20 protein-coding genes and 2 pseudogenes are annotated in these 24,901 nt (G+C 44.7%); 6 read left to right on the forward strand and 16 right to left on the reverse strand.

The window, feature by feature from the left end; all coding sequences use genetic code 11:
* Positions 1-86 precede the first annotated feature (86 nt).
* Together QUB70_RS24395 and QUB70_RS24400 are read right to left on the reverse strand one after the other, a co-directional pair.
* The gene (locus QUB70_RS24395; protein ID WP_332983971.1) at positions 87-521 is read right to left on the reverse strand and encodes a nuclear transport factor 2 family protein; all 435 of its coding nucleotides are present in this window, start codon (positions 519-521) and stop codon (positions 87-89) included.
* A 224-nt stretch (positions 522-745) separates the two neighbouring features.
* Positions 746-1,708: an orange carotenoid protein N-terminal domain-containing protein gene (locus QUB70_RS24400; RefSeq protein WP_332983972.1), complete on the reverse strand. Its 963-nt coding sequence runs from the start codon at positions 1,706-1,708 to the stop codon at positions 746-748.
* 210 nt (positions 1,709-1,918) lie between these two features.
* Here QUB70_RS24400 and queG point away from each other — a divergent pair, with 210 nt between their 5' ends.
* Positions 1,919-2,854, forward strand: a complete 936-nt coding sequence (queG, locus tag QUB70_RS24405) for a tRNA epoxyqueuosine(34) reductase QueG (protein WP_332983974.1) — start codon at positions 1,919-1,921, stop codon at positions 2,852-2,854.
* 179 nt (positions 2,855-3,033) lie between these two features.
* Positions 3,034-3,666, forward strand: coding sequence for an HAD-IA family hydrolase (locus tag QUB70_RS24410; protein WP_332983976.1), 633 nt, complete (start codon positions 3,034-3,036; stop codon positions 3,664-3,666).
* Between the two features lie 417 nt (positions 3,667-4,083).
* On the opposite strand, the gene QUB70_RS24415 is transcribed toward QUB70_RS24410, so the two are convergent.
* Genes QUB70_RS24415 through QUB70_RS24425 form a run of 3 tightly spaced genes read right to left on the reverse strand, consistent with a single transcriptional unit; the run spans position 4,084 to position 10,325 of the window.
* Entirely contained in the window at positions 4,084-4,911 is an 828-nt protein-coding gene (locus QUB70_RS24415; protein ID WP_332983977.1) for an SWIM zinc finger family protein, read from the reverse strand.
* Positions 4,912-4,920: 9 nt separating this feature from the next.
* Positions 4,921-5,559: a hypothetical protein gene (locus QUB70_RS24420; protein WP_332983978.1), complete on the reverse strand. Its 639-nt coding sequence runs from the start codon at positions 5,557-5,559 to the stop codon at positions 4,921-4,923.
* Positions 5,560-5,603: 44 nt separating this feature from the next.
* Positions 5,604-10,325, reverse strand: a complete 4,722-nt coding sequence (locus tag QUB70_RS24425) for an SNF2-related protein (RefSeq protein WP_332983980.1) — start codon at positions 10,323-10,325, stop codon at positions 5,604-5,606.
* A gap of 382 nt (positions 10,326-10,707) precedes the next feature.
* On the opposite strand from QUB70_RS24425, the gene QUB70_RS24430 reads away from it, so the two are divergent.
* A complete protein-coding gene (locus QUB70_RS24430; RefSeq protein ID WP_332983981.1) occupies positions 10,708-12,861 on the forward strand; it encodes a polyribonucleotide nucleotidyltransferase in 2,154 nt (717 codons plus the stop codon).
* A gap of 254 nt (positions 12,862-13,115) precedes the next feature.
* Here the strand turns inward: QUB70_RS24430 and QUB70_RS24435 are convergent, their stop codons facing one another.
* Positions 13,116-14,372: a sensor histidine kinase gene (locus tag QUB70_RS24435; protein WP_332983983.1), complete on the reverse strand. Its 1,257-nt coding sequence runs from the start codon at positions 14,370-14,372 to the stop codon at positions 13,116-13,118.
* Positions 14,365-15,039: a two-component system response regulator RppA gene (rppA, locus tag QUB70_RS24440; protein ID WP_332983985.1), complete on the reverse strand. Its 675-nt coding sequence runs from the start codon at positions 15,037-15,039 to the stop codon at positions 14,365-14,367. The genes QUB70_RS24435 and rppA overlap by 8 nt, the downstream gene beginning before the upstream one ends.
* A 163-nt stretch (positions 15,040-15,202) precedes the next feature.
* Between rppA and QUB70_RS24445 the strand changes: the two genes are divergently transcribed.
* Positions 15,203-15,592 (forward strand): hypothetical protein, encoded by a 390-nt coding sequence (locus QUB70_RS24445; RefSeq protein ID WP_332983987.1) that lies wholly within the window; start codon positions 15,203-15,205, stop codon positions 15,590-15,592.
* A gap of 233 nt (positions 15,593-15,825) precedes the next feature.
* Here QUB70_RS24445 and QUB70_RS24450 read toward each other — a convergent pair whose 3' ends face one another.
* From QUB70_RS24450 to QUB70_RS24460, 4 genes are all read right to left on the reverse strand, one after another.
* Positions 15,826-17,163, reverse strand: coding sequence for a ferredoxin reductase family protein (locus QUB70_RS24450; RefSeq protein ID WP_332983989.1), 1,338 nt, complete (start codon positions 17,161-17,163; stop codon positions 15,826-15,828).
* 17 nt (positions 17,164-17,180) lie between these two features.
* On the reverse strand, positions 17,181-17,981 hold the full coding sequence (locus QUB70_RS24455; protein WP_442927815.1) for a superoxide dismutase: 801 nt from the start codon (positions 17,979-17,981) through the stop codon (positions 17,181-17,183).
* Between the two features lie 1,018 nt (positions 17,982-18,999).
* Positions 19,000-19,332: a transposase gene (locus QUB70_RS32765; RefSeq protein ID WP_442927816.1), complete on the reverse strand. Its 333-nt coding sequence runs from the start codon at positions 19,330-19,332 to the stop codon at positions 19,000-19,002.
* A 222-nt stretch (positions 19,333-19,554) separates the two neighbouring features.
* Positions 19,555-19,962 (reverse strand): helix-turn-helix domain-containing protein, encoded by a 408-nt coding sequence (locus tag QUB70_RS24460; RefSeq protein WP_332983995.1) that lies wholly within the window; start codon positions 19,960-19,962, stop codon positions 19,555-19,557.
* A 754-nt stretch (positions 19,963-20,716) separates the two neighbouring features.
* Here QUB70_RS24460 and QUB70_RS24465 point away from each other — a divergent pair.
* Positions 20,717-21,763 carry an ISL3 family transposase gene (locus tag QUB70_RS24465; RefSeq protein WP_332983990.1) on the forward strand — a complete coding sequence of 349 codons (1,047 nt, stop codon included), beginning with the start codon at positions 20,717-20,719 and terminating at the stop codon, positions 21,761-21,763.
* Between the two features lie 32 nt (positions 21,764-21,795).
* On the opposite strand, the pseudogene QUB70_RS24470 reads toward QUB70_RS24465, so the two are convergent.
* A pseudogene (locus QUB70_RS24470) lies at positions 21,796-22,419 on the reverse strand (transposase); the annotation flags it as partial.
* Between the two features lie 230 nt (positions 22,420-22,649).
* Here QUB70_RS24470 and QUB70_RS24475 point away from each other — a divergent pair.
* Positions 22,650-23,392 (forward strand): annotated as a pseudogene (locus QUB70_RS24475) (gamma-glutamyl-gamma-aminobutyrate hydrolase family protein).
* 103 nt (positions 23,393-23,495) lie between these two features.
* On the opposite strand, the gene QUB70_RS24480 reads toward QUB70_RS24475, so the two are convergent.
* Genes QUB70_RS24480 through QUB70_RS24495 form a run of 4 tightly spaced genes read right to left on the reverse strand, consistent with a single transcriptional unit; the run spans position 23,496 to position 24,827 of the window.
* Complete coding sequence (locus QUB70_RS24480; RefSeq protein ID WP_006635525.1) at positions 23,496-23,684, reverse strand: CPXCG motif-containing cysteine-rich protein; 189 nt, start codon at positions 23,682-23,684, stop codon at positions 23,496-23,498.
* Positions 23,668-24,129: an SRPBCC family protein gene (locus QUB70_RS24485; protein WP_332983991.1), complete on the reverse strand. Its 462-nt coding sequence runs from the start codon at positions 24,127-24,129 to the stop codon at positions 23,668-23,670. The genes QUB70_RS24480 and QUB70_RS24485 overlap by 17 nt, the downstream gene beginning before the upstream one ends.
* A gap of 13 nt (positions 24,130-24,142) precedes the next feature.
* Positions 24,143-24,493: a helix-turn-helix domain-containing transcriptional regulator gene (locus QUB70_RS24490; RefSeq protein WP_332983992.1), complete on the reverse strand. Its 351-nt coding sequence runs from the start codon at positions 24,491-24,493 to the stop codon at positions 24,143-24,145.
* Positions 24,486-24,827, reverse strand: a complete 342-nt coding sequence (locus tag QUB70_RS24495; RefSeq protein WP_332983993.1) for a type II toxin-antitoxin system RelE/ParE family toxin — start codon at positions 24,825-24,827, stop codon at positions 24,486-24,488. The genes QUB70_RS24490 and QUB70_RS24495 overlap by 8 nt, the downstream gene beginning before the upstream one ends.
* Positions 24,828-24,901 lie beyond the last annotated feature (74 nt).

Genomic DNA, 24,901 nt, shown 5'->3' on the forward strand with positions numbered 1-24,901 from the left:
GCACGTTTATACTGGTTGCAATTCCTCTCGCCGCTAAACTTCGTTATAGCGGGAGCCTCCTTGCAACATTAAGGTGAAACAGCCCATTAAACATCAAATTTCTTATGCGGCCGCAGATTGAGCAATTCTTGGGGAGAAGCTAACAGCTTGACGGCGACAGAAAGGATTTCTTGGTGAGAATTGAGAACGAACAGCCATCCGACATTAATCCCAAATGCGGAAGTTTGCACCCGGCCGCTAACCTGAACTTGAACTCGGTCATCTTCTAAAATTTGGCTGATACCTTGCTCGGGTTCGAGCTGCATTCCTCGCGCTTCTGTTTTTAGATAAGTGGCGATCGAGCTTTTACCGATAATTGGCTCCTCAAACGGCGCGTGCAGAACCCCTTCACCAGCAAACAAATCAGCAGTCGCTTCAAAATCGCCCGCGTTGAAAGTTTCAAAATATCGCAGTACCGCTGGCTTTGTGATGCCGGCAATCTTTATAGAGCGAGTTAAAATAGGTCTAGTTGTTGCGAGCATAAAATAAGTGATTTCAGATGAATGAATCTACTGTAATCATTCTCTTTGTCGCAGCAAATCCCTCAAAAGATATAAGTAGGCCCAGTAAAAAAAATTATCCTAAGAAAGGAGGAAATGGAGAGCGCCGATCGCAGCTTTTAGAGCCGTCTACCGACATCAAACCCAGACACCTGCGGGCATCTGGGTTTATGTAGAGTCTGCTGAACCGACCCAACCCGAATATTTTATTTGCGGATCAAATTGAGCAATTCTTTAGGAGATGCTAACAAGTCGATCGCCACAAAGAAAATTTGACCTTGGGGATCGAGCAAAAACCGCCACGCGATGTTCATGCCCACATTCGCGCCAAACCAGGGAGTTTCGACTTTGCCGGTGACTTTCACTTGTCGGTAGCCATCTTCTGCGGGTTCGGACACGCCTTGCTGCGGCATCATTTTCAGTCCGATGCACTCTTCCCGCATATAGTTAAGGATAGCTTCGCGACCGACGATCGGCTTCTGGAATGGCGGTTGCAGGGCACCTTCTTCGGCAAATAAACTGACGGCTGGGGTGAAGTCGAAGGCGTTCATGTAGTCGATGTAGCTGAGCACAGTCTGCTCGGTTATACCTTCAATCTTGGTTTTAACCCGCTCCTCAACAGCCGTGGGAGTGCTGCGGGGGGCCGAGCGTTTGCCGTACTCTTGGCTGAAATCGGGGTCGTAGCCCATGTGAACTACGGTGTTGCGAAGTACCGTAATTTGCTGACCCGGATCGAGTTTCTTGATGGTTTCAAGGACTGCGGTGGCTTCGGGAGACATTTGATAGCCAGCGGGGATCGGAGCGACAACGCCCTGTTTCATCAACTGTCCCAACTCGTACCAGAAACCGAGTTTGGTGTTGACGCGCAAGGAAGTGTAGATCCGGCCGATTGTGGTGTCGGCGTTGCTAGCCAGGTCAAACATGGTTTTGCTTTGAGCCTCTGGCGACATTTGCTTGATTTCGTTGAGTATGCCTTCGACAAGCGCCATGCTGGCTACTCCTGGGGCCGCTGCGGTAATGGTAATGCCCATTTCGGTGTAGGCATACCATAGCAATGCCAGTTGGTCTTCAACGCTGAGCTTGTAGAATGCTTCCGTTGTAGCCGGAACAGCGCTAGCAATCTCGGTGTTGGAGAAAATAGATTGAGCGGATTGAATGCTAACTGCCATGTGTATAATGTGGGATTCGCTGTCGGTTTTACTTGCGTACTTGAATTGGCGAATCGAATTCTCCCTTAATTAAAATTATGTATTGTTTTTGACAAATTAGAGTTCAAAATTATAAATATAAAGATTGTGAAAGTATTATAAATTTTGTCCCTAAATCAGTCTAAGTGTTAATAGACTTATAGCGCATTTTGTGATATGGTTTTTTACCCGATGAAAACATCAATTAATAGCGACCGGATTAAGCAAAAAGCCCTTGAGTTGGGATTTCACAAAGTCGGGATAGCCTCAAAAGAGGCGGATTTCGATCGAGAAAAACAAAGATTGCAGGCTTGGCTGGATAAAGGCTATCAGGCGGATATGGCATGGATGGCTAACCCGAAACGTCAGGATATTCGATCGGTAATGCCAGAGGTGAAGTCCTTAATATGTGTTGCCATCAACTACTACACGCCTCACCAACGCCCGGGGGGTTCCGAATATGCCAAAATCTCTCGCTACGGCTGGGGAAGGGATTATCATAAAATCCTGCACAAAAAACTGAAGGTTTTGGCAAATTGGGTGCGATCGCAAGGCGAGGGAATAGAAGCGCGATATTATGCTGATACCGGGCCGGTTCAGGATAAAATGTGGGCGCAGCGTGCGGGGATTGGGTGGATTGCTAAAAATGGTAATGTAATTTCGCGAGAATACGGTTCTTGGGTTTTTTTGGGCGAAATCTTGACTAATTTGGAGTTAGCGCCGGATGCACCACACACCGAACATTGCGGTAGTTGCACTCGCTGCATTGATGCGTGTCCGACGGGGGCTATTACTGAGCCTTTTGTCGTGAATGCCGATCGGTGTATAGCCTATCACACGATCGAGAATCGAGCCGAAAAATTGCCCGACGAAATTGCCTCTAATTTACAAGGTTGGGTAGCAGGCTGCGACATTTGCCAAGATGTTTGTCCTTGGAATCAGCGATTTGCGAAACCAACTGATGTTGCAGAGTTTGAGCCTTATCCTGAAAACATAGCGCCGACACTTGCAGAATTAGCTGACATTTCCGACGAGGAATGGAACCGCAGATTTACAGCTTCGGCGCTGCGGCGAATTAAACCCGAAATGCTGCGGCGAAATGCGAAAGCCAATCAAATTAACCATTAAAAGTTGAGATGTTCGGGCGGAGGGTGCTTGTGGCGCACCTTACCCTATAGATAATAACCCTAGGGTGTCCGCAGATCGCCAAGAGCCAATACATTATGCGGTAAGTCATTCCCCCATCTAAAATCTAAAATCTAAAATCTAAAATGGTATGATCCCCGTTCCTTATTTGCTATTGTCCAATGACCAAAGTAATTATTTTTGATTTTGACGGTACTTTAGCAGATACAATCGATATTCTTCTGAGCATCACCAACCGTTTGTCAGTAGAATTTGGCTTTAAGTCTGCCACCAAAGAGGAACTGGCTCAACTGAGCAATTTAAATTCTTGGCAAATTTTGAAATATTCTGGCATTTCTCTCTTCAAATTCCCGCTGCTGATTAGAAAGTTGAAAGCAGAGTTGCGCCGTGAAATTCCCAACATTCAATTATTTCCGGGAATTAAAGAAGTTTTGCTGGAGTTAAAAAAACTTGACTTTCAACTGGGTATCATCACCTCTAATTCCCGGGAAAATGTCTTGGAAACGCTGGAAGCCAACGGTTTGCAAGGCACTTTTACGTTTATTTACTCTGGTTCAACTTTTGGCAAACATAAAGTTATTAATAGATGGCTCAAAAGAGAGCAGATAAATGCTCGAGAAGTCGTTTATGTGGGAGATGAAATCCGAGATATAGACGCTGCTAAAAAAACAGGAATTAAGGTAATTGCTGTAAGCTGGGGTTTTAATTCTCAGGAAGCTTTGGCTGCACAAAATCCAGATTTTTTGATCGAAAGCCCCCAGGAATTGAGCGAGATTATGAGTAATATGAGGTAAGTGTAAACAGATGTAAACTAAAATTGCAAAAGTTAAAGTAGTAAAAACTTTATGTCGGAACCGATTGAAAAAATGGATTGAGGCTGATATAAAGATGAAGGAGAAAGATTTACTCGATCGCTCAAATAAAGAGGAACAGTATTATGTCAGCATTTGAAACTTTCTTGACTTTTAGCTTGGCTTCCACTTGCGCGGTAGCTACTTTGGCGACTTGGTTGCGTTTTACCTATCCGCCTTCTGTTAAACGCAATTAGTTCTCTTATTTTTTGAATTTTTTACGAAAAACCGGGTTTCTTAGACTTTGCGTCATTCCCAGAAACCCGGTTTCTCTCGATTTTTTTTGCCATCCAGCATATATTTTCTCAGAAACCGGGTTTCTTCAACTTTGCGTAATTCCCAGAAAAAAAGAATAATGTTTTAGTCTCCTTCCCCCAGTTTCAGTGCGGCTAAAACGGCTTGCTGGCTAACTGCTTGGTAAATTTTACTAAAATGCTGCTTAAGTGCGTCAGAGGCGGGGGAAGATTTGCTATTGGTTCCTGTTGGGTTGGTTGCGAGGGGAATCGGGCCTAAAATATCTAAGACTGTTTCGCTGCTGGGCGGCGGCACAATTACGACTAAAGATGATTCTAGCTGCTGGTTGTATTCCCAAAAGCGATCGACCTTCGGCAATTTAGAATTCGCAGTCGGGGAATTTTTGCCGGAGTTGAGTTGAGAATTTTCCTCTCCTTGAGTACCCCGTGTCTGACGGAGTGCGGTCAAGATTTGCTCTTTGGTTCTTCCCCGCAGTTGAAAGAGTACGAAGGGGTCTTCTCCGAAGCGATCGCCCAACAAGTAGTATACTGCACTGATGTGCTTGCAAGGATTTTTGGGGTCGGGACAGGTGCAGCGCGCGTGAATATCAGATAAACTTAACGGAAATAGGGTTTTACCGGCCGCTGCAAATACATCTTCAATATTGTGCGGCATTTCTCCTGCTAATAATTTAGCCGAAAAAACCGCTCTTTGCGACATATTTTCAATCACATAATCCCAATCTTCATCGGTTAATGTATCGAGTTCTAAAGAAACTTGATAGGGCTTGGGATCAGTTCCTTGAACTACGGCAATTACTTCTTGGTTGGGAAACTTAATGCTGAGGACTTTACCTTCCCGCGCATATTGCCACCCGCGTTCTAAACGCTTTTTAAAGCGGTAAGTATTGATTAAATCTAACCACTGTTGTGTCCACCATTCTCTGTCTATCATAAAACGCAATTATAAAACGATATTTTCTCCGCTCGACTCTCCCTGCAAAATGCCAATAATCGTCCGAGTTACAAACTCCAAATCCTGCGGCACCGGGTGTAGCGGTAAATATTGTACCACATGACGTGCTGCGCGATCGTACAGCCCAAATCGCCAAATTTCCCCCGTCGAAACCGCACCGTACAAAATCGGACTCTCACTTTCTATCCAGCCATCAACAGCAATTAATTCAACAGCAAGCTGAGTAAAACCTTTGGTCAAATCCGACTGTTTTGCTTCAATGACTAGAAGATTGCTCGGACTGGGAATATAGTAATCTAGGGAGCCTTTTAACCAATTGCTCACACTAATCGCATACTCAATATTAATTGAATAGTCAAATAAATCGCAAATCCGATCGAGCAACGGAAAAATTAATGCCTCCCGGCGGGCTTGTTCAGTGGTTGTATTCACCCGTTTCAGTCTGCGCCGCATACTTTCTGCGAGTTCGGGCAACCAATCTAATTCGCATTGCGTGTAAGGGAGATTTTCGCGATCGGTGCGCTCGATCGTGCAGCCCAAATCTGCTAAAATATCTTCAGGCGAGAAAGGCAAATCAAAATACTTGCTAAAGCTGTAGGACTCGTTTGGATCTAAAACCTTCGGCATGGTGTCTATCTCCTTACTGAAACAGTATGCCCATGCTACTGAAATTATTCTTCTTCTGTTTCTATAATAGCATCGCGATCGAGAATTAGTAAATTGCGAAGTTGGTCTGTGTCGAGTTCGGTAAGCCAGTTTTCGCCCGCGCTGACTACTTGTTCGGCGAGAGCTTTTTTACTCTCGATCATATCGTGTATTTTCTCCTCTAACGTACCAGTGCAGACAAATTTGTGGACTTGCACGTTGCGAGTTTGACCGATACGAAATACGCGGTCAGTTGCCTGATTTTCTACTGCGGGATTCCACCATCTGTCATAATGGAAAACGTGGGTAGCCCTGGTTAAGTTCAAACCGGTGCCGCCAGCTTTTAACGATAATATCATAATCGGTGGGCCTTGGGGATCGTGCTGGAAGCGATCGATCATTTCTTCTCGCTGCTGTTGCTTAATTCCGCCGTACAAAAACAAAACTTCTCGCCCTAAATGCTTTTCTAAATGCGGTTTTAGGAGTTTTCCCCATTCGGCAAATTGAGTAAAAATCAAAGCCCGATCGCCCTCAGCGACAACCTCTTCCAACATTTCCACCAACCGCTGCAATTTCCCCGATTCTTGGCTGTTAACGCTCAATTCTTTGGGCTTAGCTGCTGCGTTCACAAGAGCCGGATGGTTGCAAAGTTGCTTCAGTTTTACCAGCAAAGCCAGAATCATACCCCGGCGCTGAATGCCCTCGGCTGATTCCAAATTAGCGATCGACTCTTCGACTACTTTCTGATATAATGCGGCCTGTCCAGCCGCCAGACTGCAAAATACAGTCATCTCCTGTTTTTCCGGCAAATCTTGAATGATTTCCTTGTCAGTTTTCAGGCGGCGGAGGATGAAAGGCCGAACGAGCGATCGCAAAGTATGCAATGATTCTCTATCGCCATATTTCTCAATCGGAATAGCAAATCGGCGCTGAAAGAAATTGCGCGGCCCCAAATAGCCGGGATTCAGAAACTCCAAAATAGACCACAATTCTTGCAGTCTATTTTCCACCGGAGTTCCCGTCAGCGCAATTCTAAAAGAAGCCTCGATTTGCCGCACCGCTTGCGACTGCTTAGCCTCGGAATTCTTAATATTTTGCGCTTCATCTAAAACCAATCCTTGCCATTTAGTGCTTTGAATTTCCTTAGAATCGCGGAACACCAGCGCGTAACTGGTAACTATTAAATCCTTCCCCTTAATTGCGGCCGCGAATGCTTTACCTTTAGCGCGTTTGTCTCCGTGGTGAACTAACACTTTCAGCGTCGGCCCGAATTTTTTGACTTCGCGCTCCCAATTGCCTAATACTGATGTGGGACAAACCAATAATGTCGGCGCTTCTAGGGCATTTTGTTCTTGTAAGTGTAGGAGGAAAGTAATTAGTTGAACAGTATTGTGGCACAAAATATTGTTGGCAACAAAATTGTGATGTTCGCTCACCTCAAAGTCGTAAACCCAGCCGCTGTAATCAAAATCCTCAATTTCCTCTATCCGACAATAAAATACTTCGCGATCGAGTATGAGTTGCAAATTTTCTCGAACATTATCTAGCTGCGGTACATTGAGATTTGCATAGGCATCCAGGGTCTGATTTGTCCATTTAGAAGGCTTTAGCTGGCGGTACTCTTGTTCTGCGGAACCAGCCAGCACATTTTCCATACCTGCTATCACCTTTCCTAGACTGGTGCGGGAAAACTGTTGGGAACCGTTAATATAAACAGGATTGTGCATCCCGAAATGCCGCAGCGGCAGTTTTGTCATCTCTACTGCATCAGCAACAAGATCCGAAACCGGAATTCCTTCGACATTTGTATTGGCAGTAACTTCGCAAATTTTCTCTAGTTTTTGCTGTTTTTCTGAATAACCAAAGCCGATTTCCTGCAAAAATATCCGCGCTGAGTTACCGCCGAAAGTGCCGATATAATAGGTGCGAAAAATTCCACTACCATTGGTAGCACGTTTCTGTCTGGCGGCGATTCGCAACCAAATTCCAAAACGGCGCAGGAGTGTAGAAAGTTGTTGGATAATTACAGGCGAAGCGGTACTAATTTCGACAGTCCGCACCTTCGGCTCTACAGAACCTTCAGCATCAAAGTAATTTTTTAGAAAAATCCGAATGCTATCAAGATTGGCTTGCATGATGAATTTTGGGAAGCTTTTATCTGCTGACAATTTTCCCCACTGATAGCCGCTAGCTTCTAGAAATTTTTGATATTCTCGACTGGATACAGTCAAATTTGCTGCTCTGGAATCATCGCGATCGCAAACAACAGGATTATTGATTTTGATCCCATACTTTTCGCTAATTCGGTGAAGTGAGATACGTAAATCTTCCAGAACAGTCGCATCTTTTTGTGTTATTATGAGCCTTGCTTGATTTGGCAGTTCATATCCCTCAGCAATCTGCCAAGCCAAAAACTTGACTAAATCAGGATCTTCTGGTTTTCCTTCCCAATACAATTTGGCAGGTACACAAACATAGTCTCCAACTTTGAACTCATTTGTCCAGCCATCGCGTCCTAACAATTTGTGACGGCGGGTAATGGTGATGCTGCTACCGTCTTGCAGTTTTATTGTTCGCAACTTTTCTTGGACTTGCTGGCGATAAAGTCGTCGAACATTTGCTTGTACAATCTTGCCCGTTTCCCGATGGATGGAATTTACAATTAATTGCTCGGTAGGTTCAGACCAAAAGCCCTCACCGTCGAATTCTATTTTGTTAGAATAAGCTTCCCAGATTTTTTCAGCTTCTTGTAAAAAACCATTGATAAAAAGCAAGCTCTGCGGTATCGCGCATTTTCCCAAACCCATATCGTCCGCGAGACAAGCACCTAAACCCCAGCGTTCTAAGAATGCCAACCAGCCCGCCCCTAGCGCTTGATAAGGCCGCAATTGTCCTCGGAAACTAGCCGGAGTCGCGATCGCACTTACGGCCTGATTATCGCTTAAAGTATTCAACAATTCCTGAAGTTGACCAGTTGCTTCAAAATTCACCACAGGCAACTTTTCAATAGTCTGAGAATCGCCCGAAGCCAAACGCAAAGCATCCTCCAAAGAAAGAGTCATTTGGGAATTGCGACTAGCAAAAAAAGTTTTAGCAGCCTTGACATCGGTGGCGCGCAACTCCACCCACTCGCCGTTAATTTCCACCAAAGGCGAATTAAGTTCTACCAGCCGATCGAATTCTGCCTTAGAAATGCGCTGTCCGCCGATCGTCAATTCCCACTTAAAACTTAGCAGACTTTGCAAACCCAGCCCGCCCTTCGCCGGATTTGCTTTCGGAGTTTCCGCTTGAATGCTCAAACCCAAACGACTCGCCCAACCATCAGCCTTTGTCAAACTAGGCGGCAAAACAACGCCCAACCCGCTATCAGCAAACCGCCAAGCCACAGACTTAATAAACTCGTAAGCTTGCAGCGGATTTAATTGACAAAATTGAGGTCGCTGTGCTTGCAAACTCGGTTCAATTAACGGATAAAGTTTCGATGCTAAACCCAACCCTCCCAGCAAAGTTTCTTGTGGCAATTCAATTGTCCGCCCCGCATAAGCCAAACGTTCAACAGAATTGTTCCAAACAGTTGTCGCATCTACCAAAAAATCAGTTTCATCTACTGCTTGCAAACAATAATTTAAACTCCAATTAACTTTACCAGGAGACGGAGGAATAAGTTGAAAGCAAGTGCGAAATTGACTTTGTTGAGATAATTGATTTTGCAGCGGTGCAGTCCAAGCACTCAGCTTGGTTGCCAAGTTTTCCAATGCTGCTGTTTCTACTGGAACTATCCCAGATTCTTGCTGCAAAGCTTGCAGCCACTCGCGCACAGGAGAAACTGTTTTGATGTCTAAAGTAGAGCTACCAGCCGTTAGCGCAGCCCTCGAAGAGGATCGCACTTGACTATCTACAATACTGCTCAAAAAGCCTAACACCAATTCCTCAGCCCCCGCAGGCAAATCCACCGCTAAAGGCAATTGAGTGGATTCTTCTTCTTTTTCCCCTCTTCCTTCTTCCTTCTTCCTTCTTCCTTCTTCCTTCTTCTGATATGTTCGACAAGCCGTCGGCATTTCCTTGGCGAAAGTAGCGAGACGGAGTTGATCTGTAGAACTATCTAACAAAGGTTGCCATTTGGCAATAGCAGAACCGTCGGACTGTTTCTCCAATCCAGGCAAAAATTTGCATCTTGCCAACAAATCCAAACTCCACCTAGCAACATGAGACCAAAAACGCAAATCTGAGCCGACAAAAAAGTCGGGTTCTGTGCTATTAAGCGGCAGTGATTGCAAGAAAACAAAAGCTGCTTGAGGGTTGAGAAAATAACCCTCGACTTGCCAGGGATAAAGGTAAATTTCCTCGGTTGGGGCAGGTTCTGAAAAAGCTGCGGCCGAGTGCTGCGGCATCAGAGTTGCGTTCGATTCTGAGATTTGGGTCGGAAGTGCGATCGCCCGAATTTGCCTTTGAATTGAGGAGTTTTGGGGGGGGATTTCTGCTGCGTTTTGACTTTTGGGCGATCGCCTAGTTTTTTTGCCTTTTTCCGGTGGAGTTTCGGCAAGTTCCGGTAATTGCCAATTCAGTTTTCCCGACTGCTGCAAGGAAGTTAAGAACGTCTTCAATTCAGCTTCAGTCATTGCCAATGGATGGCGAATATTTATCGATTCACTGATGTCGCTCGCCCCTATTTTTCGCCAAGTTTCTCCCCAAATAAATAACCCACTTTTTTCGGGATCTAGCAGCCAAGTGCCGTGTAAAATTGCCATTTTATTGAGCCCTGATAACTTGATTATTTGCAAGATTTACTACAGCAATCTTGTTTGATTTGTAAAAAATATTTTTTTAACGAACCTGAAAATTACTCAACAGTCAACTGACAACAGTCAACTGACAACAGTCAACTGACAACAGTCAACTGACAACAGTCAACTGACAAATGAAAATTGATCCTACCATCTATTTCAGCTATTGGGCGATCGCCCGCCCAATACCAAAAATAATCAAAGAGTATAAATGCTTACAGTAAAGGAGCCAGCAGTCGATCGCACCAAATAATCTCTCTCTTTTGGCATTGGACTCTCAAACATCCTGTGGTAGTGTTACGATCCCGACAGAGAAAGAATGTGGTAGATAAGGAAGCAGTCCTACATGGTAGAGATAGACAAGTCAATATCCTTCGATGGAAGGGATATTAGACTGAAGATTGGTTTACTAGCGCCTCAAGCAGGCGGTGCAGTTTTGATTCAGTCGGGTGACACGGCGGTTTTAGTGACAGCGACTCGATCGCAGGGGAGAGAAGGAATTGATTTCCTGCCCCTGTTGGTGGATTACGAAGAGAGACTGTACGCAGGCGGTAAAATTCCCGGTGGATTTTTGCGCCGGGAAGGGCGTCCCCCAGAAAAAGTGACTTTGACTGGGCGTTTGATCGATCGACCGTTGCGCCCGCTATTCCCAAGCTGGCTGCGAGACGACATCCAAGTCGTAGCAACAACGCTGTCGATGGACGAACAAGTACCCCCAGACGTTTTGGCGGTAACAGGTGCTTCCGTAGCGATTCTGCTGGCGAAAATGCCGTTTTACGGGCCGATGGCTGCCGTGCGAGTCGGTTTGGTAGGGGACGATTTCATCATCAACCCAACCTACAGCGAAATCAAAGAAGGCGAGTTGGATCTCGTGGTAGCCGGTTCTCCAGACGGAGTAATCATGGTGGAAGCCAGCGCCAACCAATTGCCGGAACAGGATATCATCGAGGCGATCGACTTCGGCTACGAAGCAGCCTGTGACTTGATTCAAGCCCAGCGCGAAATCATGGCAGAATTGGGCATCGATTTGGTGGTAGAGGAACGCCCACCGCAAGATTCAGCCCTGGAAAACTTCATTCGCGATCGCGCCCAAGAACCAATCCGCATCATTTTGTCAAGATTTGAAAAAGACAAAGCAATACGGAATGCAGCTTTGGATGAAGTTAAGGCCAATGCAGTCGAATCTGCGATCGCCGAACTTGCCGAAGACGATCCGATCAAACTAGCCGCCACCGCCAACAGCAAGACGATCGGCAACGTTTTCAAAGACGTTACCAAGAAAATGATGCGGAAGCAAATCATCGAAGATGGCGTCCGTGTAGACGGTCGCAAGCTAGACGAGGTGCGATCCGTTTCTTGTCGCGTAGGCGTGCTGCCGTCGCGAGTACACGGCTGTGCGTTGTTTAATCGGGGCTTAACCCAAGTCTTGTCCGCAGCTACCCTGGGAACCCCAGGCGACGCCCAAGATTTAGGAGACGACTTGCACCCGCAGCAAGACAAACGCTACTTGCATCACTACAATTTCCCGCCGTTTTCCGTGGGAGAAACTAAGCCGATGCGATCGCCCGGACGCCGAGAAATCGGTCACGGAGCCCTCGCAGAACGCGCTTTGCTGCCCGTTTTGCCATCCAAAGAAGATTTCCCCTACGTGATTCGCGTAGTTTCAGAAATCCTCTCTTCCGACGGTTCAACCTCAATGGGTTCAGTTTGCGCCTCAACGCTAGCGTTAATGGATGCAGGCGTTCCCATTTCCCAACCCGTCAGCGGCGCGGCAATGGGCTTAATTAAAGAAGGCGATGAAGTCCGAATTTTGACTGACATTCAGGCAATTGAAGACTTTTTAGGCGACATGGACTTCAAAGTAGCCGGTACCGACACCGGAATTACTGCTTTGCAAATGGACATGAAAATCAAAGGTTTGCCCTTAGATGTAATTGCCACAGCCATCCGCCAAGCCAAACCCGCGAGACTGCACATTTTAGAAAGAATGCTGTCAACTATCGACACTCCCCGCAAGGAAATGTCGCAGTTTGCACCGCGTTTGCTAACCCTGAAAATCGATCCAGAATTCATTGGTTTGGTAATTGGGCCAGGTGGCAAAACGATCAAAGCCATCACCGAAGAAACCGGTGTCAAGATTGACATCGAAGACGACGGAACCGTGACAATTGCTGGTAACGACAGCGAAAAAGCTCAGCGGGCTTACAATATTGTCCAAGGCATGACGCGCAAGTTGAATGCTGGAGATGTGTATGTCGGCCGCGTAACTCGAATTATTCCGATCGGCGCTTTTGTAGAAATTCTGCCAGGAAAAGAAGGAATGATTCACATTTCCCAGTTAGCGGACTACCGCGTTGGGAAAGTGGAAGATGAGTTAGCTGTCAGCGATGAAGTGATTGTCAAAGTGCGAGAAATTGACAATAAAGGTCGAATTAATTTGACCCGCTTGAATATTCATCCCGACGAAGCGGTAGCCGCCCGCGAAGCGCTGAATAAATAGTTTAGGGTTGGTAATTGGTAATTGCTTGGACGGTAATTGCTAATTGCTAATTAAAATTCAATCTGGTTGTTTCCGATTGATTTGGGTGTGAAGTGCGCGACAGCGACAGATCGACAAAAGTGCGATCGGCTGTAGAAGTTAATAAAGTCGCGCACTTTACCCTCTGCGGCTCAAACCGCAACTACACAATCCATCGCAACTGTGATTCAAGAGTGACAATCTTCGATGTCCCCGTTATAGCCGCAGGATATATTCTATGACAGGGGCAGTTCTATTTGAAACAGAGAACCTTTCCCAACCTCGCTACTTACCGTTAGGCGTCCGCCGTGAGCTTCCACAATTTGCTGGGCGATCGCCAATCCCAATCCAGAGCCGCCTTTCTTCCGTGTTCGTTCCTCATCAACTCGGTAAAAGCGGTCAAAAATGTGTGGCAAATCTACATCGGGAATGCCGATTCCCGTATCTTCTATTTGAATTAAAATGTGATGAGATTGAGTCAATAACCGCAACCATACTGTTCCTTCAGGCAAGGTATATTTGCAGGCATTGGTGAGTAGATTAGTGATAGCTTGTTTTAATAAATCAGAATTGGCTTTGATGATAACTCTCTCTTCAGGCAGTTCTAAATGAAGGCTTAAATGCTGGGCAACACCCTGTATTGATGAAGTGGCGATCGTATTTTTCAACAGGTCATTCAAGTGAATCGATTGAATCGAGTTTGCGTCTAACTGTCCTGCCTGTCGTGCTAAAAACAAGAGATCGGTCACCAACCGATTCATCGACTTAGCCGTTTCAGCAATCTTTTCCAATCGAGAGTGCTTAGGCTTGCCGGCATCGACTGGGCTGAGTAAGCCAACCTGGGCATTGCTGAGTATTGTGGCAAGCGGTGCCCTTAGTTCGTGGGAAGCATCAGACGTAAATCTTTGCATTTGGGCATAGGCATTTTGAATGGGTTGCATTGCCAAACCGCCTAAAAACCAACCTACTAGACTAATGGCGCCCAGGGTCAAGGGCATTGTTACCACCATCACAATCAGTAACTCTCTCAGTGTTTCCTGAGCATCCGTCAATGGGATAGCAATCTGGAGATAGCCAATCGTGCGTCCTTTGTGCTCAACCGGAAGGGTTAATTGTCGCAGCCACTCGGGGGGAGACTGAATGGTTTGAAACGCCGCGATCGCCTGAATCCGATCCGAGGGCTGCGTCCCATAAAACTGTTGCAGTTGTCCAGTCGCTGAATACCACCGGGCGTAAACAACTTCACTGTCAGAGGGGGGAGAATAATTACCAAGAATCGGAACGTTACTCAGATCGATGTGTTCTTTTCCCTGCCGCAAACCATACTCAATATTGGCAGCCATGACTCTGGCTTTTTTGTAGAGTAGTCGATCGCTCTCTTCTAAGCGGTTAACCGAGCGCTGGTAGTAAATGATCCCTGCAAAAACGATCAGAATAGCCCCCATCGAGAGCGTAAACCAGTGGGCAAGATTGCGGCGGCTACGATTAAACATCTGGATTCAAGCGATATCCCATACCATATACGGTTTCTAGCCAACTGACAGCACCTATCATCTGCAATCGCTGCCGCAGACGACGCACTAGGACAGTAATCGCATTACTCTCCGGTTCGCTGCCCCACTCCCACAAGGCTTGTTCAATTTGGCTGCGGGAGAGTACCTGACGAGGATGGCGCATCAGATACTCTAGAAATAGAAATTCGCGAGTCGATAAATGCAGACTTTGCTCCCTCCGTTCCATAGTCAGCGTTGATAGATGTAGAGTCAGATCTTCAACCTGTAAAGTCTCCCCTTTCCAAAGCGGCGATCGTCGTCCCAATGCCCGCACCCGTGCCAGCAGTTCAAACACATCGGCAGGTTTGATGAGATAATCATCCGCTCCAGCGTCTAAACCGCTAATTTTGTCAACAATCCCATCTTTGGCAGTCAACAGCAACACTGGGGCCGTTTTTCCCAGACGGCGGTATTGCTGGCATAAGCTTAAGCCACTGACCTCAGGTAATAACCAATCCAGGATCAACAGATCGTAGTCCCGCTTCGATAAAATCCACTGGGCCGTCGCCCCATCTTCTACACCATCCACAATATGTCCTGCCTCAGAGAGAGCAGCTTGAAGTGGCTCCAGTTGATCTACATCGTCTTCTACCAGGAGAATTCGCATCCGTCTAACCATTGTTCGGCAAATTGATTTTATGTATGGTAGAGAAGAAATTTAGGAAAACCCTCCATCACAGGTAAGATTTATGCCAATCTGTTGCTAACTAAAATGTTGGTAGTTTCTCCAGATTATTTCGAGCAATCTAAATCTAAAATCCAACATTTCAATGGCTTTACCTCGCTTCCTACCACTTCTACACCGCGCTGCCTGGGAATTCTGGTTACCTCTGCCTTTGGTAGCAGCCTTATTCTGGACTACAGGTAACTTCATCGCGGCTCAAACTCTAAGCCGTCCTTATAACTCTGTCAACAAACTCCCGGCAGATAGACAGTTGAATCGGAGATTACCAGTAACAATCTTGACCATAAATGCAGAAATCGATCGCAGCCTGGGTGTTACCACTATTTTTGTCAACACCAGTGACTCAACTTTAAAGAAGCTGGAATACGAGTTTCCAGTAACCCAAACCAGTCAGGTCGAAGCAGCGATCGCCCAAGAATTAGCAATGCCAGTTGAAAATGTCCGCAAACTGATCGGCTACCGGCTCGAGAACTAAGCGGTCGATCGAAAAATTGCTGCACTATTGGCGAGTGGGAAATAGATCGAGTGCCGCCGATCGCAAGCATGGATTTAGTGCCTGTGATGAGAAGGACTAGAAATTGTGTCTTCTCTAAGATCGATAGGCTCAATTCGAGTTTGAAGCCAGGCAAAGACAAGCGCAACTCCCAACAAAACGATCGTTGTGCCTGCTACCAGTTGCAACATGATACTGTAACGCATAGCCCCCCATTAAGCTAAATCAAAGTGTTCCATGTGAACGTTCGTGACGGGAACCTTTAGTTCAAATAACGCCCGCTCAACGGCATCCATCATCACCGGAGCCGCACAGACAAAGTAATGCCGACTGCCCCGATGAAGAGGAATGTATTTTTCCAATAATGCTTGGTCAACATAACCTGTGTCACCTGCCCAATCGTCATCAACTTTTCGCAACACATAGACGATCGATATATCTAATTTTTCCTTTAAAGCGTCTAGCTCTTGTTGATAGGTCAGGTCGTCCCACGAGGAAGCCGCGTAGATGAGCAAAAAGGGGCGATCGTCCTTTCGTTCAGCCGCGGTCAACAGGATGCTGAAGATGGGTGTAATCCCCACTCCACCAGCAATCAATACAAAGCCAGCGCTGTCCCAATAGCGCTCGGTCGTAAATACGCCATAGGGCCCATCCAAATACGCTCTCGTTCCCGGTTGGACATCTTTGATGCCTTTGGTGAAATCTCCGAGCGCCTTGATACCAAACTCGATGCGATCGGCGCGATCGGCACTAGACGACATCGAAAACGGATGTTCTCGCATACTCAACGGGGTAATATTCAGCGTCAACCAGGCAAATTGACCGGGTTCAAAGGTAAAGCCTTCATGTCCCAGCGGACGCAATGCCAGCGTCCAGACATCACCCCGTTGGGGCAGCACTTCCTCTACCACGTAGGGCTTTTTAGTCATCAACCAGGGTTTGACCAAACGCACATAAATGATTAGCCAGAGCGAGATGAGAATAATGCCTCCCCAGAGCACGGCTTTCCAGAACAAGCCTAAATAATTGCCAACGGCGAGGGCATGTGCAAAGCCGAACCCCAGTGCCACCACTGCCAGAATGGTGTGAGAGGCTCGCCAGGGTTCGTAGGGAATCTTTAGTGGTTTGCGCCAGATGGTTGTCACCACCATTGCCAGAAATGCCAGTGTACCCAAGACTGCCATCCGCGCCCGCCAGGGTGCCTGGGGAAAGTTGAGTAGTTGCAGGGTTTCCGGTTGAGCAATAAATAAGATAACTGGATGTACCAGCACCATGAAAAATGCCACCAGTGAGGTATAGCGATGAAACTGCAGCAGGATATCAATCCCGTAAGAGGTTTCGATCCGATTGACGCGGGCCGTTAGGATAAATTGCAACGCCATCATCGCCAAGCCAATAAAGCCCAGTGCTACCGAAAACTCAGTCCAGAATCCACGTCCAGAGGGAGCCGGATGCAATAACAGCACCAACAGGGGAAATAGAGCCAGTGACAGATACCCTAAAATCCAGAGAACAGCAACCGCGCTCGGGCTATGCATTAACAACCTTCTCATAGCAAACTCCTAGAAGATTATGGTTGGGATGCGAGTTGAAACCGTCGGTTTACTTCTTCCCAGTTGACCACATTCCACCAATTGGTCAGATATTCAGCGCGGCGATTTTGGTAGCGCAGATAATAAGCGTGTTCCCAGACATCGTTGCCCAGGATTGGGTATAAGCCTTCGGTAATCGGATTGTCCTGATTGGGCGTTGTGGTAATTTGCAGTTGTCCTTGGGAATTACGAACTAACCAAACCCAACCACTGCCAAAGCGACCGCCCCCCGCTTCGTTAAACTGTTTTCTAAAGTTCTCGAAACTCCCAAAGGTTTGATTGATGGCTTCAGCAACTGCACCAGTAGGTTGCCCACCCCCATTGGGACTCATAATTTGCCAGAAAATCGTGTGGTTTAAATGCCCGCCCCCATTATTCCGAATAGTTGTGCGAATAGCTTCCGGTACACTGTTAAGGTCACGTAGCAAAGCTTCAACACTACGGTTCTGCAAATTCGACTGTTGCTTTAATGCCTCATTGAGATTCTCAACATAAGAGGCGTGATGGCGATCGTGATGAAGCTTCATAGTTTCGGTATCAATAGCTTTCGCCAATGCACCATACTCATAGGGCAACGGCGGTAGTTGCGCGGGGTAGGCGCTCAGTTCCCCACCCGGTGATGCGACGGCAGATGGTTGAGTCGTCGAGGGGGATGTCTGCGCCTGTGGTGTCGATTGAGATGTCTGCGCCTGTGGTGTCGATTGACAGGAAACGATCAGCAGGACTACGGCAGCTCCTGCTATCAAAAAACGGATAGGTTGTTGTAAAAAGTTTTTCATCGTTTTTGGTCAATTCAATGAGGTAAAAAAGACGGTTTGACAGATTCGGAAGAGCCCGCACGATCGGCAGCAGCTATTGCTTCGCTAAGAGCTTCGCCTTGAATCACCGGGATTGAGCAAGGAGGATGAGGAACGACATAGTTACTGACACTCCCTACTAGCACCTCGGCTAACCCTTTGGTTGTTCTACGACAAAAATAAGGTCTGATCTCCACTGTCGAGATATAGCAGTTCTCAAAAAAGTGAGGTATGCTCTATGCCCGCGGAGGCCTATGCCCGCGGAGCCCTATGCCCAGTCGTACCTCATCTTTCGCTCGAAAGGCTATACATGAAAAATCGCCCGTCCTGGCTTTCCCTTTTCGTAGCTAAAGTCTACTGACATATGCCACGCCTTTACTTCTGCTGATAAAGCTGCAATAGCTTTTGATTTTTCTCCTCTCCTGCACTTAGGGAAGTGATGGGAGTGTACTGACTCAAGTGAGATGGGTCAATACAATGAAAAACTTTGCAAACAGCATTCTCTTGTGCTGCTAGGGTAAGCGCTTGCTCAAAGAGAAAGGGTGATTCATCAAAAACATCAAAATCCTTATTAATTTCCTTCTACTGATTAGCCATGAGCTAATTAGCATTGGAGTAGATTCGACTCATACTGATACTGAAAAAATCCTATCTAAGCGTTTAAGCTGTTATCTTTTAGAGTCACAAGTAAATGTGACTAAAAAATGACAAAAGTTTTTATTACCGGCTGGCGGGGTGACAAGCCCACTTGAAACCCAGATGGGGCAAAGGTTGAGCTTCGTTGTGGGAAAAAAAATCGGCCGCCGAATTGTGACAAGCTAGTACAGCTCGGCGTAAATAAACAGACTATTAAACGGCCAAGACTTTACCCTTATATGTCCACTTAAAAGGTTTGGCGATTGTTTGATTAAAGTAGTTAATAAAATTGAGGATGCGATTTTTTAGATCGTACTGACTGGTGAAACTTGCTCTTTTTAGTAATTTCCGCACCAAAATACGCTCACCAAATATCTATTTGATTAAGCCACGAAGAATGTTTGGGTGTGTAATGGAAAACAATTTGATGTGTTGGGTCACTTAAAAAAATAGCACGGGATTTCATAGATTGAAGTATGCCACTTTTTCCCTTAATACCGAGGTCGATATCTAAGCCTTCTTTTTCTGCGACCAAACGCACCAATGATTCAGATTGGTGAGTATTCAGACAATCCATAATTAGATGCCATTTTTTGGCATTAGGGTCAGTTTCAATGAGGTGACGAATATTCAGTAAAAAATCCGATTCTGTTCTCGAATCTCCGCAAGGAAAGCTCGATAATCTTACCCGTAGCAATATTGAAATTCGCTATCAAGCTCTGCGTGCCATGACGAATATATTCAAACTCTCTTCTTGCAACTTTTCCGGGTCGCATCGGCAAGTCTTTTTCGAGACGTTCAATAGCTTAAATCCCTGTCATCTCATCAACCGATATAGATAGTATGTTCTCCATTTTGACTGCGTTAAATCGCAGTAAGATATAAGCCTGTAATATCTTTAACTTTTGCATCAAATTCTTCATCCACAGGGGGGGGTTAACCAGTAGCGCGAGGCGTGTGGTTTAAGTTCTGCTTCTTCTAATAATCTGCCAACATGGCGGATTGATATACTTTCAATAATGCCTTGAAACATGATTTCCTCCGCCAACTCTCTCGCCGTCCAGTGGCTTATTGGTCGTCCGTAATCGGACGGCGATGAACAGGCAAGTGCAAATAACTCGGTTACTTGTTCCATGCTAAATTTTACTGGTGCGCCAATACGCTCTCGATCTTGTAATTTTTGCAAAATCGATAAGTCTTTTCCCTCGCTCTCCAACCATCGGTTTCGCCATAAGCGAGCCATCTGTCTGTTAATCTCTAGGCTTCTGGCTATTTCACGATGGTTTTGACCATCAGATGCCATGATAATGATTTTGGCTCGTAGCACTAGCTGTTGCGGCGTGTTGTGTTTCTCGATCAACTGGTGAAGCTGATGACGCTCGCTATCGCTTAAATTTAATGTTTTAGTAAGGATTCAGGTCTAAGAACTTACAGCTCCAACGCTTATCTAGCAAGGGTTTCAGGGGTAAATTATGGCTTTTACCTCGCTCTGTTCATTGTCAATAAGTGACCATAAATCAAACTTTCTCCCAGTTTATTGACAATATACATTGATTTAGCATCAGTCTACAGATCTAAAGTCTTTACCCAGCAAGGAGTTCAGTGACCTGAATCCTTACATGTTTTAGGCATTAATAAGGCCATTATGACTCCTTGATTACCTACCGAAACTGCTCTACACTAACTATGTTATTCTACCACAGATATAGTCTATCTACTTACGCCGAGCTGTACTAGCCTATCCTAAAAAAATGCTACCGACATCCTATCAGACCCATTTAGGATCGGGAATTAAATAACTAGGACTTACGCATTGACAAAAAATATCATCTATGTAGTCTAGATAATGGCATCCTTGTGAAGGTTGGCAAAAATATGCTCACGGACAACAGAAGTAAACAGATTCCTCTGTACTTCATACGGCTCTCCTAACTTTATGGTGTATAATGTAATAAACAATACATTTACTGTCATGGACTTTTATTTGGACTATATATTAGACTTGCCTGGAGTGAAGGTTGAAAGTTGTACTCAAATTGAGGGAAAAATTTTATGTTTGACTGAGGATTTTAGGAGAAGGTATGGTTTGTCATCACTGTCAAAATTATACCGAACAAATGCATCAGAATCGACCAATTTTAGTAAGAGATTTACCAGTTTTTGGTCGTTCTGTGTATTTAAGAATCCCACGACGGCAGTTTTATTGTCCTACTTGCCAACGGTATCCCACAGAAAAAATAGATTTTTTGGACATTAAAAGACGACATACTCAACGATATGAACAAAATATTTATGAGCGTGTCAAGCAATCGAACATGGAGCAAATTGGACGAGAAGAAGAACTAAGCTATCACGAAATAAAAGGAATATTTGATCGAGTAAACAAAGCTCAAAAAAAAATAAATTGGGGAGAGGCTAAACGAATCTCTCTGAATGAGATAAGTATGCGGAAAGGTCAAGAAAATTTTGTGACTGTCGTTAGTGACCTGGGCGAAGGTAATTTAATTGAGATGATTGATTCTCATCGTTCCGAAGAAATCATTGAAGTTCTTATGACACAGGCAATTGAGGTTCGAGAACAAGTTGAGGAGGTGAGTGTTGATATGTGGGGAGGATTCCCTAAAGTTATCAAAAAAGTATTCCCAAATGCCAAGGTTGTTATCGATCGTTTCCATGTAATGAAAATAGTTAATAAAGACTTGAATAAATTGCGTAGAGCAGCCGGAATAACAGACAGAAAAAGTAAATATTTATTGTTAAGTAATCGAGTAAATTTGAATCCCGAGCAGATTGACAAATTAGAATTGACTTTAGGAAAATCAGAATGTTTGAGAATTGCGTATGAGATGAAAGAAAAATTTAGAGAAATATATGAGACTAATTTGACCGTCAAAGAAGGGCAGAAAAAAATCAAAGAATGGCTAAATCATGCACAAGTATTTTTCAGAGAATCTGCATCAACAATTGAAAATCATTTTGAGGGTATTTGCAACTACTTTCTTAATCGAACAACAAGTGGAGTCATGTCAGGAATCAACAATCGAATTAAGTTGATAATGCGGCAAGGATATGGCTTTTCTAATTTTAATAATTTCAGAAATCGCGTATTAGCTTGTTTTTCTGATTAGATAAAATTATCACCACAAGTTCAGGAGAACCCTTCATACCAATTGCTAATTATGTTTTCAGAGCGTATAAACTCCAATTTCACAAAAGCTTGAAGTGAACAAAATATATGTGTTTTTATTGCATAGGTATCTCTAACCATGAATCGACAAATTCCACATACTTGTTTTATAGCACGATGAAAAGTTTCAATACCCCCAATGAGTATCATGAATTGTGACGAAGATACTTCTGGTTATGTCTTTAATTTTCTCCTCATCTGGCAGATATAAAATATAATGTCTAGAGTCTTCTTTTTGAAAGTCACACCTTTACAACTTTATAAATCCAAATTCTTTCAGATGAGTCTTTAATCCTTCTTCGGGAATAGCCAGAGTGCTTACCTGACAATACTTGTGTGGTTCATTTGAAACAGTTCTATTTTTTTTAATTCCGAATAGGAAACCCAATTTCTGGTTTTTTAGAAATTTCAAGTTTTCTACTCCTGAATACCAACTATCTCCTGTTACCATTCTGGGTTTGACTCCCCAGCTTATTATTTCACTTACCATTTCTCTAAAATAATCGTTTTTTGTTTTTCCCTCCTTTTTATCATATATTCTATAATTTATTGGCACTGAATTACATTAATATCGCTGTAATATAGAGTGATTAAATTGTAAGGATTCAGGTCAAAAAACTTGCAGATCCAACGCTTATGTGGCAAGGGTTTCAGGGTAAAGTAAGAGCTTTTGTCTTTATCTGTTGACTGTCAATAAGTGACCAGAAATCACAGTTTTTCCCGCTCTATTGACAATAGAGATTTATTTAGCATCAAGCTACAGATATAAAGTCTTTACCCAGCAAGGAGTTCAGTGACCTGAATCCTTACCTCCCAGTTTCTAGCAAATGAAAAAATTTCCGATTGTTGGCATCACAACATACAACCGCTGTCCAGCAGGCGAATATCGCTTAAATGGAACTTATATTGATGCAGTTCAGGGGGCTGGTGGCATTCCGATTTTACTGCCGCCCCATCAATTAGATCCGCCTAGTATTTTGGATGCAGTAGATGGTTTGATTTTTTCCGGGGGGGGAGATATTAACCCAGAACTTTATGGCGGTTATGCCGATCGCACAGTTTACTCGGTTAATGCAGAACGCGACAATTTTGAATTAAACTTAGCAAAGCTAGCTTTGAAGGCTGACATACCTGTGTTGGGGATTTGCCGGGGAATGCAAATGCTGAACGTAGCCAGGGTGGCAGTTTGGTGATTCACGTACCGGATGCTTACGGAGACGAGGTTAATCACGGATCGGGAATTCCCCCGCGTGCGATCGAGCATACTATTGAAATTGAGCCAAACAGTCGGCTAGCAAAAATTATGGGAAAAACTTCAACAACAGTTGTTTCCTGGCATCATCAAGCAGTGCGGAAGGTAACATCCGATTGGCAAATAGTAGCCAACGCACCTGACACTTTGGTAGAAGCAATGGAACACTGCTCTCACCCTTGGATGATAGCAATTCAATGGCACCCAGAAATGTCGCCAAACTGTTCGTTTAACTCTCGAATTTTTCAGGCTTTCGTAGAAGCAGCCGCTTCAAAATTTATGAATTCTACCAAGTCAGCTTTAAAATTGTCGGCGTGAATTTTACACATTTAGTATCTCATGCCAAATCCGGCTTAAATATCCCCTTACTCTCTCAGTCTGCGAAGGCAGACTTCGTTTGTATAGTAGCGGTTGAAACCGCTTATTCTTGATAGTCAGTATCTATTTCAATATCGAGAGTATCTTCATCTATTCTGACATACAGAACATTCGGGCGACAGCAAACCTGACAATCTTCGATATAAGATTGCTCCATACCACCGCTGATATCAACAAAAGTTGTACTCGGTTCGCCGCAGAAAGCACAGTAATATTCAGCCGTTGTTTGCATCTTTTTCGCACTCTCTTTTTGTGACTTCGTGGCGGTAGCGAAACATATCTGTTAACCGCATTTCCACCCACCAACCTAACAACAAATCGACAATCGGGCCGCCCGGTATCGAAAATGCGATCGCATCTGTCAATCTAGTCTGGCCATTTTCTGAGGTAAACTCGTGTCGGTGAATCCAACTCGCCATCGGCCCCTCAGTTTGTTCGTCAACAAACAAGCGATACTTTTGGCACTCAGTGTGAGTCGCCACCCATTTTACAGGAATCGGCCCCAATAACAGGCGAAATTCTGATACAGCACCCACATCTAGTCCCCCTTCGCGGCGAATGATTTTCACCGGTTGCCAAGGCGGAGTCAAAAGTTGCAGAATGTCGGGCCTTTCGTGAAAGTTCCAGACTGCTTCAACGGTGGCATTAATTAAGGATGAATATCTAAAATTAGGCATTTTATAGATTAAGTTAAACAGTTATTTCCGATCGCATTTCAGCATTGGCAGTATTATCCTCTGTCTCAGTACAAACAGCAACAGTTAGTTTCAATCCCAAAGCATTCAGCCAAGTTCCCAGATTGTAAATTGTATCGCTTCCTTGCTGCGACAGCAATTCATCCAGTTTTTTTAAATGCAATTCATATTCTTCTGAAGACATCTGCTGTTTGCCAAGAGCTTCTGCTACATTACTAAGTACCATTTTTAGCAGTTCTGCCTCCGGGTTTTCTTCTTCAAACAAAGCCTCTAGATACATAGCAGAATCTATTGGTTTTTTGAGAGATTCTATTAGAAAGGGATGGTAAGGTAAACTTTTAGGCATTATTTTCACTCCTGTAATCATTCCAGTATTTGATAGCTTGCTGTATGTCTCGGTCTTGAGTGCTTTTATCCCCGCCTATTAAAAGCAGGATAAGAGTTGTGCCGACTTGTCCGAAATAGATTCGGTATCCAGGGCCATAATCTATTTTTAATTCATAGACTCCTTCTCCAACAAATCGATAATCTCCGAGATTGCCCAGTTGAACTCTGTCTAATCTCAACCTAATTCTAGCTTTAGCTTTGCCATCTCGGAGAACATTAAACCATTCCTCGAAAGGCACTCTGTTGTCTGGCGTAGTATAACGCTGAATTTCTCTCGGTTGGACTTCTGGCATAATTGTATTATAGTATGTCGCTCCTCATCTTATCTTGAACCTGTTGCCAAGGCGGAGTCAAAAGTTGCAGAATG

Source organism: Microcoleus sp. A003_D6 (assembly GCF_036702825.1).
Classification (GTDB): Bacteria; Cyanobacteriota; Cyanobacteriia; order Cyanobacteriales; family Microcoleaceae; genus Microcoleus.